The following is a 14,076-nucleotide window of genomic DNA, read 5'->3' as shown; positions in this document are numbered from 1 at the left end:
ACCCTGCCAGCGTGCCAAGGCGCCGGATGCCCACAAGGCTGAAAGCGACGGATAACGGAATGCTCCGGAGCGAATGGCAAGTTAATAACAAACTCTCAAAAGGAGCATTTAAATGACTGCGCTGAACCTGATTCCCGGCCAACTGAGCCTGGCCCAACTGCGTGACGTCTACCAGAACCCGGTCAAGCTGACGCTCGACAACAGCGCATCGCAGCAGATCGAAGCCAGCGTTGCCTGCGTCGAGCAGATCCTCGCCGAGAACCGCACCGCGTACGGCATCAACACCGGTTTCGGCCTGCTGGCCTCGACACGCATCGCCAGCGAAGACCTGGAAAACCTCCAGCGTTCGCTGGTGTTGTCCCACGCTGCGGGCGTTGGCGTGCCGATCAGCGATGAGCTGGTAAGGCTGATCATGGTGCTCAAGGTCAACAGCCTCAGCCGTGGTTTTTCCGGCATCCGTCGCGTGGTGATCGATGCGTTGATCGCGCTGATCAATGCCGAGGTTTATCCTCATATTCCGCTGAAAGGTTCGGTGGGCGCTTCGGGTGATCTCGCGCCGTTGGCGCATATGTCGCTGGTGCTGCTGGGTGAGGGCAAGGCGCGCTACAAGGGTGAGTGGATGGAAGCCACTGAAGCGCTGAAGGTTGCGGGTCTGACGCCGCTGACTTTAGCGGCTAAAGAAGGTCTGGCGCTGCTCAACGGTACTCAGGTTTCCACGGCGTTCGCACTGCGTGGTTTGTTTGAGGGTGAAGATTTGTTTGCCGGTGCGCTCGCGCTCGGTGGTCTGACGGTTGAAGCGGTGCTGGGTTCGCGCTCGCCGTTCGATGCGCGCATTCACGCGGCGCGTGGCCAGAAAGGTCAGATCGATGCGGCTGCGGCTTATCGTGATCTGCTCGGTGAGCGCAGCGAAGTGTCCGACTCGCATCAGAATTGCGAGAAGGTTCAGGATCCGTACTCGCTGCGTTGCCAGCCGCAAGTCATGGGCGCCTGCCTGACCCAGTTCCGTCAGGCCGCTGAAGTGCTCGCGGTTGAAGCCAACGCCGTTTCTGATAACCCGCTGGTATTTGCCGCTGAAGGCGACGTGATTTCCGGCGGCAACTTCCACGCCGAACCGGTGGCCATGGCCGCTGACAATATGGCATTGGCCATCGCCGAAATCGGCTCGCTGAGCGAACGTCGTATCTCGCTGATGATGGACAAGCACATGTCGCAACTGCCGCCGTTCCTCGTCGCCAATGGCGGGGTGAACTCCGGCTTCATGATTGCTCAAGTAACCGCTGCGGCACTGGCCAGCGAAAACAAGGCGTTGTCGCATCCGCATTCGGTGGACAGTTTGCCGACTTCGGCTAACCAGGAAGACCACGTTTCGATGGCGCCTGCTGCGGGCAAGCGATTGTGGGAAATGGCTGAAAACACTCGCGGGATTCTCGCGGTGGAGTGGCTGGCAGCGGTGCAGGGGCTGGATCTGCGTAACGGTCTGAAAACTTCGGCGAAGCTGGAACAGGCGCGGGCGATTTTGCGCAAGGAAGTGCCGTTTTATGAGAAGGACCGCTTCTTTGCGCCGGACATCAATGCGGCGACTGAATTGCTGGCTTCGCGGTGTTTGACTGAGCTTGTTTCGGCGAAATTGCTGCCTAGTTTGTAAGTGTGTTTTCAGGGGAAGTTTTGTTGTTAGTGAAATCGATCCCCCTCACCCCAGCCCTCTCCCCCAGGGGGAGAGGGGGAAGGGAGCCGATCTTCATGGTTTTCAAAGCCTGAGTTCGGCTCAAGATTTTCAGGTCGATGTACCTCGACAGAACAACCCGGTCAGTTCTTCTTCTCCTGGGAGTGAGAGGGGGAAGGGAGTCGATCTTCATGGTTTTCAAAGCCTGAGTTCGGCTCGAGATTTTCAGGTCGCTGTACCTCGACAGAACAACCCGGTCAGTTCTTTTTCTTCCGTGTGAGAGAGATTGAAAGGGAGCCGGTCTCGGTGAGCTTCAAGGCCTGAGTTCGGCACAGAAATTCCAGGTCGGCGTACCTCGACAGAACAACCCGGTCAGTCCCCTCTCCCTCCGGGAGAGGGCTAGGGTGAGGGGCTTTTGAAGGTCACCCACCAAACCAACCCCAACGGAGGCCAACAGTGAAAACCCTCTGGCAACACTGCCACGTCGCAACCATGGCGCATGGCGTCTACTCGATCATCGAGGATGCGGCCATCGTGACGTCCGGTGCGCTCATCGAGTGGATCGGCCCGCGCAATCAATTGCCCTCCGGTGAATACCCGGCGGTCAACGACCTGCAAGGCGCATGGGTCACCCCCGGCCTGATCGACTGCCACACCCACACCGTGTTCGGTGGCAACCGCAGCGGCGAATTTGAAAAGCGTCTGCAAGGTGTCAGCTATGCGGAAATCGCAGCGTCCGGCGGTGGCATCGCCAGCACCGTGCGCGCGACACGCGAAGCGACCGAAGACGAACTGTTCGCCAGCGCCGCCAAACGCCTGAAGAGCCTGATGCGCGACGGTGTGACCACGGTCGAGATGAAGTCCGGCTACGGCCTCGATCTGGTCAATGAACGCAAAATCCTTCGGGTCATCCGTCGTCTGCAGAAAGAGCTGCCGATCAGCGTGCGCAGCACCTGTCTGGCCGCCCACGCGCTGCCGCCTGAGTACAAGGATCGCGCCGACGATTACATCGATCTGGTCTGCAACGAAATGCTCCCCGCGCTCGCCGCCGAAGGTTTGGTCGACGCCGTGGACGCGTTCTGTGAATACCTGGCGTTCTCTCCCGAGCAAGTCGAACGCGTGTTCATCGACGCGCAAAAACTCGGTCTGCCGGTGAAGTTGCACGCCGAACAATTGTCCTCGCTGCACGGCTCCAGCCTTGCCGCGCGCTACAAGGCGTTGTCTGCCGATCACTTGGAGTTCATGGACGAAGGCGATGCCATCGCCATGGCCGAAGCCGATACCGTCGCGGTGCTGCTGCCGGGCGCGTTCTACTTCCTGCGCGAAACCCAGCTGCCGCCGATGGACGCTCTGCGCAAGCACAAGGTGAAGATCGCCATCGCCAGCGACCTCAACCCCGGCACCTCGCCGGCGCTGTCATTGCGGCTGATGTTGAACATGGCCTGCACCTGCTTCCGCATGACCCCGGAAGAAGCCCTGGCCGGGGCGACGATTCACGCTGCGCAAGCGCTGGGAATGGCCGATACCCACGGCTCGCTGGAAGTCGGCAAGGTCGCGGATTTCGTTGCCTGGCACATCGATCGCCCGGCGGATCTGGCCTATTGGCTCGGCGGTGATCTGGACAAACGCGTCGTGCGTCACGGCGTCGAATCAAGTCTGTAGGAGAGCGGTTGTGGATAAGGTTTTGAACTTCAAACAAGGTCGTGTGCCGTTGCTGATCAGCATGCCGCATGCCGGTGTGCGGCTGACCCCGGTGGTCCAGGCGGGACTGATCGCGGACGCGAAAAGCCTGCCGGACACCGACTGGCACATTCCGCAGCTCTACGACTTCGCTGAAGAACTTGGCGCCAGTACCCTGGCCGCTGAGTATTCGCGTTTTGTTATCGACCTGAACCGGCCGTCCGACGATAAGCCGTTGTACGCCGGCGCCACCACCGGGCTCTATCCGGCGACCCTGTTCGATGGCATTCCGTTGTTCAGGGAGGGGCTGGAACCGTCGAAAGAAGAGCGCGCGACTTACCTTGAGCAGATCTGGACGCCGTATCACCGCACCCTTCAGGAAGAACTGGCGCGGCTGAAGGCCGAGTTCGGTTATGCACTGCTGTTCGATGCGCACTCGATCCGCTCGATCATCCCGCACCTGTTCGACGGCAAACTACCGGACTTCAACCTCGGTACCTTCAACGGCGCCAGTTGCGATCCGCAGTTGGCGACACAGCTGGAAGCGATCTGCGCACGCCACGGCAATTACACACACGTGCTCAACGGCCGCTTCAAGGGCGGCCATATCACCCGTCATTACGGCAACCCGGCCGAGAACATTCACGCCGTGCAGCTGGAGTTGTGCCAGAGCACCTACATGGAAGAGTTCGAACCGTTCCGCTACCGCGCGGATCTGGCCGAGCCAACGCGGGTGGTGCTCAAAGAGTTGCTGCAGGGCTATCTGGCCTGGGGCCAAAAACACTACGCACAAAAATAACGCCTAGCGCCCAACCCTTGTAGGAGTGAGCCTGCTCGCGATAGCGGTGTGTCAGTCGCTGAAATATTGTCTGAATCAACGCCATCGCGAGCAGGCTCACTCCTACAGGGTTTTTGTGCGCAGCACCCTCTGCCTACAAGGCTGAAAAATTGTGAGTGACCTGGAGCATGCTCATTGACGTAAATCGGGTTTATGATGCCCAACGGCAGAATAATAGAAGTCCCCCCAGGGATGACCTCGACCCCTTACGGAGCGCGCAATGCAGACTTTGTTTCCGCAGATCAAACCTCACGCCCGGCACGATCTGGCTGTCGATGACACCCATACGCTGTACGTCGACGAAAGCGGTTCACCGGAGGGTTTGCCGGTTGTGTTCATTCACGGCGGCCCCGGCGCCGGTTGCGACGCGCAGAGCCGTCGCTTTTTCGATCCGAACCTCTATCGCATTGTCACCTTCGACCAGCGCGGCTGCGGACGCTCCACGCCGCACGCCAGCCTGGAAAACAACACGACGTGGGATCTGGTCGCCGACCTTGAGCGCATCCGCAAACACCTGGGCATCGACAAATGGGTGCTGTTCGGCGGTTCGTGGGGTTCGACCCTGGCGCTGGCCTATGCGCAGACCCACCCTGAACGTGTACATGGGCTGATCTTGCGAGGGATCTTTCTCTGCCGCCCGCAGGAAATCGAGTGGTTCTATCAGGCCGGTGCCAGCCGTCTGTTCCCCGATTACTGGCAGGACTACATCGCGCCGATTCCGCTGGACGAGCGCGACGACCTGCTCAGCGCTTTCCACAAGCGTCTGACCGGCAACGACCAGATCGCCCAGATGCACGCGGCCAAAGCCTGGTCGACCTGGGAAGGGCGCACCGCGACCCTGCGGCCGAACCCGCTGGTGGTCGATCGCTTCTCCGAGCCGCAGCGCGCACTGTCGATCGCGCGGATCGAATGTCATTACTTCACCAACAATGCCTTTCTTGAGCCGAACCAGTTGATTCGTGACATGGGCAAGATCGCTCATTTGCCGGGCGTGATCATTCACGGTCGCTACGACGTGATCTGCCCGCTCGACAACGCCTGGGAACTGCATCAAGCCTGGCCGAACAGCGAACTGCAGGTGATCCGCGACGCCGGCCACGCCGCGTCTGAACCGGGCATTACCGATGCACTGGTGCGTGCTGCGGGCAACATGGCCCAGCGCCTGCTCGATCTGCCGCCCGAAGAAGCATGAAGGGGCTTATACAGCGCGTTCGCGGTGCGCGTGTCGAAGTCGCGGGCGAGGTAGTCGGGGCGGTCGATCAAGGTTTGTTGGTGCTGGTGGCGGTAGAACCCGACGACACGCGTGTCAGCGCCGACAAACTTCTGCATAAGCTGCTTAACTATCGGGTATTCAGTGACGCGGAGGGCAAGATGAACTTGTCCCTCGCCGATGTTGGCGGTGGGTTGCTGCTGGTCTCTCAGTTCACCCTCGCGGCCGACACCAAAAGCGGGTTGCGCCCGAGCTTTTCGACGGCCGCGCCTCCGGCCTTGGGCGAGGAATTGTTCGACTATCTATTAAGCAGTGCGAAACAGGTGCATGGCACTGTGGCATCAGGTAGATTCGGCGCCGATATGCAGGTGCATTTGGTCAACGATGGCCCGGTTACCTTTTTGTTACAGACCTGAAAGCGCTTGAAACACCTTTTTGGGAAATTTCGACTGTTTTTAAGGTGTTTTCGCGATAAATACTTTGTTACCCCTGATGCGTTGTCATGCGGGCTACTAGATAATCGCGCGCACTGGGATCAGCGTTCGCTGATTCATTTTTGACTTAGGTAGAGACTTGTCTGGATCCGATTGGGGAATCATTTTGCCCCAGCGGAGTCGGAACAATGCTCGCCAACCTGGTATGAGCGGTCTGTACGGCCATTTTTGCCAGCATTATTTCGAGGGCCAGGGAGTCAGAGACAAGGCGCTGCGACGACTCATAGCTTGCTATGGGGAGGAGCAGCAACGCAGTATCTGGCTCCCTGGAACCGAAATAAGCTGACAAAAATGGCCACACAGACGGCTTGCTGGCCGTTGGTTTTTTGATCTGTTTTCGGCGAGGGTTGCTCGTGATTGTTAGTCCCTGTAATGCAGCAAAAATGTCTGCCAAACGCATGCGAAGTGCCCTGGTAGCGGGTTCGGCGCTCCTGTGCCTGCTCAGCGCCGGCCAGCTTTGGGCGTTCAATCTTGACGATGTATCGGCGAAGGCTAAAGAACTGGCCGGGCAGAAGTTCGAAGCCCCGCGCAGCAACCTGCCGAACGAATTCCGCGACATGAAGTTCGCGGACTATCAGAAAATCCGCTTCCTCACCGAAAAGGCTGAGTGGGCTGATCAGAAGACCCCGTTCAAACTGTCTTTTTATCACCAGGGTATGCACTTCGATACACCGGTGAAAATCAACGAAATCACGGCGAACACCGTCGAAGAGATCAAATATGATCCGACCCGCTTCGATTTCGGCGACCTGAAATTCGATCCGAAGGCCACCGAACAACTGGGTTACGCCGGTTTCCGTGTGCTGTACCCGATCAACAAGGCCGACAAGCAAGACGAAATCATGACCATGCTCGGCGCGAGTTACTTCCGCGTTGTCGGCAAGGGCCACACCTACGGCCTCTCGGCGCGTGGTCTGGCGATTGATACCGCGCTGCCGTCGGGCGAAGAATTTCCGCGTTTCCGCGAATTCTGGATTCAACAGCCGAAGCCGGGCGACAAGCACCTGGTGATCTTCGCCCTGCTGGATTCGCCGCGTGCCACCGGTGCCTACCGTCTGATCCTGCGTCCGGGCAGCGACACCATTGTCGACGTCAAAGCGCAGATGTTCCTGCGTGACAAGGTCGGCAAACTGGGCATCGCGCCGCTGACCAGCATGTTCCTGTTCGGCGCCAACCAGCCGTCGAAAGTCCTCAACTACCGTCGTGAACTGCACGACTCCAGCGGTCTGTCGATCCATGCCGGCAACGGCGAGTGGATCTGGCGCCCACTGAACAACCCGAAACACCTGGCCGTGAGCAACTTCAGCATCGAGAACCCGCGTGGTTTCGGTCTGCTGCAACGTGGCCGTGACTTCAGCCACTACGAAGACCTCGACGACCGTTACGACAAGCGTCCAAGCGCGTGGATCGAGCCGAAGGGCGAGTGGGGCAAGGGCACCGTTGATCTGGTAGAAATTCCGACCGCCGACGAAACCAACGACAACATCGTTGCGTTCTGGAGCCCGGAAAAAATGCCGGAGCCGGGTCAGCCACTGGACTTCGCTTACCGCATGCACTGGACCATGGACGAAGCGGCGCTTCACGCGCCGGACAGCGCCTGGGTTTCGCAGACTCTGCGTTCGACCGGTGACGTCAAGCAATCGAACCTGATCCGTCAGCCGGATGGCAGTGTTGCCTACCTGGTCGATTTCGAAGGTCCATCGCTGGCCGCGCTGACCCCGGATGCCGACGTGCGCAGTCAGGTCAGTGTTGGCGACAACGCCGAACTGGTCGAAAACAGCGTGCGCTACAACCCGGAAACCAAAGGCTGGCGCTTGACCCTGCGGATGAAAATCAAGGACGCGAGCAAGTCGACCGAGATGCGTGCCGCGCTGGTACAGCCAATCGTTACGGCCGATCTGGCCAAGTCTGCGGTGCCGGCGTCCAATTCGTCCGTCGCCAAGGCCGACAAGGTTGCCGCCAAGCAACAAGAGAAAGCCGACAAGGAAGCCAAGGCAGCCGAGGCCAAACAGGCCGACGCCAAGCCAGCGGCAGAAGCCAAGGACAAGGCCAACAAAGACGCCAAGCAGCCAGTTGCTGCCGACGCGGCCCCAGCCACACCGGAATCGGCGCCGACTGAAGAAGTCCTGACCGAGACCTGGAGCTATCAGTTGCCTGCCGATGAGTAACTCTCAAGTACAGCCAGAGACTCTGTCCGAGTATCTGGCGCATCTGCCGATGACCGACGAGCAGCGCGCGGAACTCGCGGGCTGCCAGTCGTTCAGCGAGCTGCATGAACGCCTGTCGTCCTCGACATTCGACGCTCCTGCCGAAGCCGCCCAGGCTTCGGTGGGCAAGCGCCTGACTCTGAGCACTGCCGAAGAACTGGAAGACGCGGAGATGCTGGTGCTCGACGCCAGCGGTCGCGTCAGCATGAAGGCGACGCCGCCGATCCGCCGGACCAAAGTCGTGCCGGAGCCATGGCGCACCAATATTCTGGTGCGTGGCTGGCGCCGTATGACCGGTCGCACCAACCCGCCGCAGCCGCCGAAGGACGAAAATGTCCTGCCGGCTGCGCGCTGGCGCACCGTCGGTTCGATTCGCCGCTACATTCTGTTGCTGCTGATGCTCGGCCAGACCATCGTCGCCGGCTGGTACATGAAAGGCATCATGCCGTATCAGGGCTGGTCCTTCGTTGATCTGGATGAAGTCCTGCACCAGCCGCTGCTGCAAACCGCCACGCAAGTGCTGCCGTATGCGCTGCAAACCAGCATCCTGATTCTGTTCGGGATTCTGTTCTGCTGGGTGTCGGCCGGTTTCTGGACGGCACTGATGGGCTTCCTCGAGTTGCTCACCGGTCACGATAAATACCGTATTTCCGGCAAAAGCGCCGGCAACGAGCCGATTGCCAAAGATGCGCGTACCGCGCTGGTGATGCCGATCTGCAACGAAGACGTACCGCGTGTTTTCGCCGGTCTGCGCGCTACGTTCGAATCGGTCGCTGCCACCGGTGATCTGGATCGCTTCGACTTCTTCGTCCTCAGCGACAGTAACGACACCGACATTTGTGTCGCCGAGCAGCAGGCCTGGCTGGACGTCTGCCGCGAAGCCAAGGGCTTTGGCAAGATCTTCTATCGCCGTCGTCGCCGTCGCGTAAAACGTAAAAGCGGCAACCTCGACGACTTCTGCCGTCGCTGGGGCGGTGACTACAAGTACATGGTCGTCCTCGACGCTGACTCGGTAATGAGCGGTGAGTGCCTGACCAGTCTGGTGCGCTTGATGGAAGCCACGCCGGACGCCGGGATCATCCAGACCGCGCCGCGTGCGTCGGGCATGGACACCCTGTATGCGCGCATGCAGCAGTTCGCCACCCGCGTGTACGGCCCGCTGTTCACCGCCGGTCTGCACTTCTGGCAGCTGGGTGAATCCCACTACTGGGGTCACAACGCGATCATCCGCATGAAGCCGTTTATCGACCACTGCGCCTTGGCGCCGCTGCCGGGTAAAGGTGCGTTTTCCGGTGCGATTCTGTCCCACGACTTCGTTGAAGCCGCGTTGATGCGCCGTGCCGGTTGGGGCGTGTGGATTGCCTACGACTTGCCGGGCAGCTACGAAGAACTGCCGCCGAACCTGCTCGACGAACTCAAGCGTGACCGTCGCTGGTGCCACGGCAACCTGATGAACTTCCGTCTGTTCCTGGTCAAAGGCATGCACCCGGTACACCGTGCGGTGTTCCTCACCGGCGTGATGTCGTACCTGTCGGCGCCGTTGTGGTTCTTCTTCCTGGTGTTGTCGACCGCGCTGCTGGCGGTGAACACGTTGATGGAGCCGCAGTACTTCCTCGAACCGCGTCAGCTCTATCCGTTGTGGCCACAATGGCACCCGGACAAGGCGATCGCGCTGTTCTCAACGACCATCGTGCTGCTGTTCCTGCCGAAACTGTTGAGCATCATCCTGATCTGGGCCAAAGGCGCGAAAGAGTTCGGCGGCAAGTTCAAGGTGACCCTGTCGATGCTGCTGGAGATGCTGTTCTCCATGCTGCTGGCGCCGGTGCGGATGATTTTCCACACCCGTTTCGTCCTGGCCGCGTTCCTCGGCTGGGCCGCGACCTGGAACTCGCCGCAACGTGACGATGACTCGACGCCATGGAGCGAAGCGGTCAAACGTCACGGTCCGCAGACCCTGTTGGGCTTCTGCTGGGCGCTGCTGGTGATCTGGCTGAACCCGAGCTTCCTCTGGTGGCTGGTGCCGATCGTCGGTTCGCTGATGTTGTCGATTCCGGTGTCGGTGATTTCCAGCCGTGTCGGTCTGGGCCTGAAATCCCGTGACGAGAGCCTGTTCCTCATCCCTGAGGAATACAATCCGCCACAGGCGTTGCTGGCGACCGATCAGTACACCCACGAAAACCGTTACCACGCCCTCAACGACGGCTTCGTTCGTGCGGTGGTCGACCCTCAGCAGAACGCTTTGGCGTGCTCGCTGGCGACCTCGCGTCACGGTCAGGCCGAGCCGATCGAGTGGCTGCGTCAGGAACGTGTGCGCCACGCGATCAAGGTTGGCCCGGCCGGGCTGAACAACCATGATCGTCTGCAACTGCTGAGCGACCCTGTGGCCTTGGCCCGTCTGCATGAGCAGGTTTGGGCTGAAGGTCTCGCTGAGTGGCTGGATGCCTGGCGGGCTTCGGTGAAAGCCGATCCGCATGCGCCGTTGCTGCCTTTGCGACCGGTGAGTATGCAGGCGCAACCGGCCTGATAGAGAAACCCCGCGATATTGCGGGGTTTTTTTTGCCTGCTGAAAAAACCCCTCACCCTAGCCCTCTCCCAAAGGGAGAGGGGACCGACCGCGTTGAATATTCGAGATACGCCGACCTGAGATATCGAGTCGAACTCAAGTTTTGAATATTCCCCGATCGGCTCCCTTTCCCCCTCGCCCCCTTGGGGGAGAGGGCTGGGGTGAGGGTCAGCCCTTGATTGTTAAACAAATCGTCCATTAAACCTTGTGCAAAAAAACGAGTGCGTTAGCATCCGTCCCCGAATTGGCGCACCCGGGCTTTTTTGCCTGTCTCTGTTGGTTTTCGCGCCGCACACGCAATGGTTTTGGGGACTTTAAGATGAAGAAGTATCTGTCGATGCTGCTGGTCGGCGTCACGGCACTGGTTGCAGTCAATGCGGCGCAGGCTGGCGCAATCGATGACGCGGTCAAGCGCGGCACATTGAAAGTCGGTATGGATCCGACCTACATGCCGTTCGAAATGACCAACAAGCGCGGCGAAATCATCGGCTTCGAAGTCGATATCCTCAAAGCCATGTCCAAGGCCATGGGCGTCAAGCTGGAGCTGGTTTCGACCGGTTACGACGGCATCATCCCGGCGCTGATGACCGACAAGTTCGACATGATCGGCAGCGGCATGACCCTGACTCAGGAACGCAATCTGCGCCTGAACTTCAGCGAGCCGTTCATCGTTGTCGGCCAGACCCTGCTGATCCGCAAGGAACTGGAAGGCACCATCAAGTCGTACAAAGACCTGAACACCGCCGACTACCGGATCACCTCCAAGCTCGGCACCACTGGTGAGATGGTCGCCAAGAAGCTGATCTCCAAAGCCAAATACCACGGCTACGACAACGAGCAGGAAGCCGTGCTCGACGTGGTCAACGGCAAGGCTGATGCCTTCATCTACGACGCCCCGTACAACGTTGTCGCGGTGACCAAGGTCGGCGCCGGCAAGCTGGTGTTCCTCGACAAGCCGTTCACCTACGAGCCACTGGCTTTCGGTCTGAAGAAGGGTGACTACGACAGCCTCAACTTCATCAACAACTTCCTGCACCAGATCCACGAAGACGGCACCTACGATCGCATCCATGACAAGTGGTTCAAGAGCACCGAGTGGCTCAAGGACATGGAATAACGCGCATCCGCTGATCGTTCCCACGCTCCGCGTGGGAACGCATCCTGTGACGCTCCGCGTCACGAACAGGCAGGGACGCAGAGCGTCCCGAGCGGCATTCCCACGCAGAGCGTGGGAACGATCATCCGAGAACCTGCAATGAAACAGAAAAAAGCCCAATGGCCCTGGCACGTCCTCACCGTGCTGGTGCTGGTCGGCCTGGCCGGCGCGTTGTATTACGCGACGTCGCTGATGTCCTACGAATGGCGCTGGAACCGCGTGCCGCAGTACTTCGCCTATCAGGCTGAAGAAACCCAGCGAGCCGCTGACATTTCCACCGTCACCGAACTCGTGCGCAAGGGCAGCAGCGCGCAAGTCACTCTGCGCAACGACGCCGGTGACGAGCAGCACCTGACCGTCGACGAGAACAGCCTGCAATTCGCTCAGGGCGACGATGTGGCCGAAGGTGACGTCGTGGGCGTGACTCGCCATTGGGCGGCAGGACCGCTGTTGTGGGGCCTTTGGACAACGCTTTGGCTGTCAGTGGTCTCTGGTGTACTCGGTCTGCTGATCGGTCTGGTCACCGGCCTGTGCCGTCTGTCGAACAACCCGACCCTGCGCGACCTCTCGACCATTTACGTCGAACTGGTGCGCGGCACGCCGCTGCTGGTACAGATCTTCATTTTCTACTTCTTCATCGGCACGGTGATGAATCTGTCCCGCGAGTTCGCCGGGATCGCCGCGCTGTCGCTGTTCACCGGCGCCTACGTGGCTGAGATCATCCGTTCCGGCGTGCAGTCGATTGCCCGTGGCCAGAACGAAGCGGCGCGTTCGCTCGGTCTGAGTGCCGGTCAATCGATGCGCCATGTGGTACTGCCGCAAGCGCTGAAACGTGTGCTGCCGCCGTTGGCCGGGCAGTTCATCAGTCTGGTCAAGGACACCTCGCTGGTGTCGGTAATCGCCATCACCGAGCTGTTGAAAAGCGGCCGTGAAGTGATCACCACTTCGTTTTCGCCGTTCGAAATCCTGTTCTGCGTTGCCGGTCTGTACCTGTTGATCAACCTGCCGCTGTCGAAAATCGCCAGCCGGCTTGAGCGGAGGCTCGCGCAAAGTGATTGAAGTCCGCGATCTGGTAAAAGTCTTCGACACCCGTGGGCAAGTGGTGCGCGCGGTGGATAACGTCAGCACCACGGTGGCCAAGGGTGAAGTGCTGGTGGTGATCGGCCCGTCGGGTTCCGGCAAGTCGACCTTCCTGCGTTGCCTCAATGGCCTGGAGGAATTTGACTCGGGCTCGGTGAGCATCGACGGGCTGCAACTGGCCGACCCGAAAACCGACGTCAACGCCTACCGCCGCGAAGTCGGCATGGTCTTTCAGCATTTCAACCTGTTCCCGCACATGACCGTGCTGGAAAACCTCTGTCTGGCGCAGAAAGTCGTGCGCAAGCGCGGCAAGAAAGAGCGCGAAGCCAAGGCCATGGAATTGTTGAAAAAGGTTGGTATCGCACAGAAGGCCAACGAATTTCCGTCGCGCCTGTCCGGCGGTCAGCAGCAGCGCGTGGCGATTGCCCGGGCGCTGGCGATGGAACCGAAGGTGATGTTGTTCGATGAGCCGACTTCGGCCCTCGACCCGGAAATGGTCGGCGAAGTGCTGGACGTGATGAAGAACCTGGCCGTGGAAGGCATGACCATGGTTTGCGTGACCCACGAGATGGGCTTTGCCCGGGAAGTGGCGGATCGGGTGTTGTTTTTCGATCACGGCAAACTGCTGGAAGATGCGGCGCCGGCAGAGTTCTTTGATGCGCCGAAAGATCCGCGTGCCCAGGCCTTCCTGCGTCAGGTTCTCTAGTTCTAATCAAACCCGATTGCAGTCTTCGCGAGTCTCTGAGGCATAGGCAAATAATCAAAGAGAGAAGCGAAGCTGCAGTTGCGGTTGCACAGATCTGGTTTGAGTATTTATTTTTTAAATAACGAAAAGCCTAAATCCTCGCTGCTCAGTCGCGTCCATTGAGGGCGTATCAAGAAGTTGCGCGTACCCTCAATAAACTAAAGTTGCTGAGTATTTAATCTTATGGAAAAGAAATCTCTGGGTCTTGTCGCATTGCTGGCGAGTGTGGCGGCCATGTCTGCAACTGTGCAAGCTGATGAAGTAAAGCCTGCCAATCCGTTCGTGGCCGAGCACCAGATTCAACCCGGCAATAAGGTAGTGGCTTTTGGTCAACTTCCTTGTACTGCTCAAGAACTGGCTTACATGCGCAAGCATGGGTTCACACCACTGTGTAATTAAAGTTTAAATTTGAACTTTTTAAAGTAATGGCCTCGTCCTTC

The 14,076-nt window shown here is 59.3% G+C and carries 11 protein-coding genes; all 11 read left to right on the top strand.

All coding sequences use genetic code 11. The features are described 5' to 3' along the window. The first annotated feature begins 112 nt into the window (after nt 1-112). Nucleotides 113-1,645, top strand: coding sequence for a histidine ammonia-lyase (hutH, locus tag AK821_RS06245; protein WP_064388896.1), 1,533 nt, complete (start codon nt 113-115; stop codon nt 1,643-1,645). A gap of 474 nt (nt 1,646-2,119) precedes the next feature. Further along, the gene (gene hutI, locus AK821_RS06240; protein ID WP_064388895.1) at nt 2,120-3,325 is read left to right on the top strand and encodes an imidazolonepropionase; all 1,206 of its coding nucleotides are present in this window, start codon (nt 2,120-2,122) and stop codon (nt 3,323-3,325) included. Between the two features lie 10 nt (nt 3,326-3,335). After that, nucleotides 3,336-4,142, top strand: coding sequence for an N-formylglutamate deformylase (gene hutG, locus AK821_RS06235; protein WP_064388894.1), 807 nt, complete (start codon nt 3,336-3,338; stop codon nt 4,140-4,142). A 259-nt stretch (nt 4,143-4,401) separates the two neighbouring features. Next, nucleotides 4,402-5,373 carry a prolyl aminopeptidase gene (gene pip / locus AK821_RS06230; RefSeq protein WP_064388893.1) on the top strand — a complete coding sequence of 324 codons (972 nt, stop codon included), beginning with the start codon at nt 4,402-4,404 and terminating at the stop codon, nt 5,371-5,373. After that, the gene (gene dtd / locus AK821_RS06225) at nt 5,370-5,807 is read left to right on the top strand and encodes a D-aminoacyl-tRNA deacylase (RefSeq protein ID WP_064388892.1); all 438 of its coding nucleotides are present in this window, start codon (nt 5,370-5,372) and stop codon (nt 5,805-5,807) included. Before pip ends, dtd begins: the two co-directional genes overlap by 4 nt. 461 nt (nt 5,808-6,268) lie before the next feature. Beyond that, complete coding sequence (locus tag AK821_RS06220) at nt 6,269-8,053, top strand: glucan biosynthesis protein G (protein ID WP_161806646.1); 1,785 nt, start codon at nt 6,269-6,271, stop codon at nt 8,051-8,053. Further along, nucleotides 8,046-10,616 carry a glucans biosynthesis glucosyltransferase MdoH gene (gene mdoH, locus AK821_RS06215; protein ID WP_064388891.1) on the top strand — a complete coding sequence of 857 codons (2,571 nt, stop codon included), beginning with the start codon at nt 8,046-8,048 and terminating at the stop codon, nt 10,614-10,616. Before AK821_RS06220 ends, mdoH begins: the two co-directional genes overlap by 8 nt. 358 nt (nt 10,617-10,974) lie before the next feature. Then, nucleotides 10,975-11,772 (top strand): transporter substrate-binding domain-containing protein, encoded by a 798-nt coding sequence (locus AK821_RS06210; RefSeq protein WP_034152980.1) that lies wholly within the window; start codon nt 10,975-10,977, stop codon nt 11,770-11,772. A 138-nt stretch (nt 11,773-11,910) separates the two neighbouring features. Beyond that, complete coding sequence (locus AK821_RS06205) at nt 11,911-12,870, top strand: amino acid ABC transporter permease (RefSeq protein WP_038360021.1); 960 nt, start codon at nt 11,911-11,913, stop codon at nt 12,868-12,870. Then, the gene (locus tag AK821_RS06200; protein WP_064388890.1) at nt 12,863-13,597 is read left to right on the top strand and encodes an amino acid ABC transporter ATP-binding protein; all 735 of its coding nucleotides are present in this window, start codon (nt 12,863-12,865) and stop codon (nt 13,595-13,597) included. Before AK821_RS06205 ends, AK821_RS06200 begins: the two co-directional genes overlap by 8 nt. A gap of 222 nt (nt 13,598-13,819) precedes the next feature. Continuing rightward, on the top strand, nt 13,820-14,035 hold the full coding sequence (locus tag AK821_RS30010; protein WP_146117533.1) for a hypothetical protein: 216 nt from the start codon (nt 13,820-13,822) through the stop codon (nt 14,033-14,035). Nucleotides 14,036-14,076 lie beyond the last annotated feature (41 nt).

Origin of the sequence: Pseudomonas sp. RIT-PI-r (assembly GCF_001297015.1) — a bacterium.
In the GTDB taxonomy this organism is placed as follows: domain Bacteria; phylum Pseudomonadota; class Gammaproteobacteria; order Pseudomonadales; family Pseudomonadaceae; genus Aquipseudomonas.
This window is presented reverse-complemented; position numbering and strand designations above follow the sequence as displayed.

Bases quoted from the DNA above. Each gene is read 5' to 3' on its own strand.
- hutH (WP_064388896.1), top strand. From the start codon at position 113: ATGACTGCGCTGAACCTGATTCCCGGCCAACTGAGCCTGGCCCAACTG.
- pip (WP_064388893.1), top strand. From the start codon at position 4,402: ATGCAGACTTTGTTTCCGCAGATCAAACCTCACGCCCGGCACGATCTG.
- dtd (WP_064388892.1), top strand. From the start codon at position 5,370: ATGAAGGGGCTTATACAGCGCGTTCGCGGTGCGCGTGTCGAAGTCGCG.
- AK821_RS06220 (WP_161806646.1), top strand. From the start codon at position 6,269: ATGTCTGCCAAACGCATGCGAAGTGCCCTGGTAGCGGGTTCGGCGCTC.
- mdoH (WP_064388891.1), top strand. From the start codon at position 8,046: ATGAGTAACTCTCAAGTACAGCCAGAGACTCTGTCCGAGTATCTGGCG.
- AK821_RS06210 (WP_034152980.1), top strand. From the start codon at position 10,975: ATGAAGAAGTATCTGTCGATGCTGCTGGTCGGCGTCACGGCACTGGTT.
- AK821_RS06205 (WP_038360021.1), top strand. From the start codon at position 11,911: ATGAAACAGAAAAAAGCCCAATGGCCCTGGCACGTCCTCACCGTGCTG.
- AK821_RS30010 (WP_146117533.1), top strand. From the start codon at position 13,820: ATGGAAAAGAAATCTCTGGGTCTTGTCGCATTGCTGGCGAGTGTGGCG.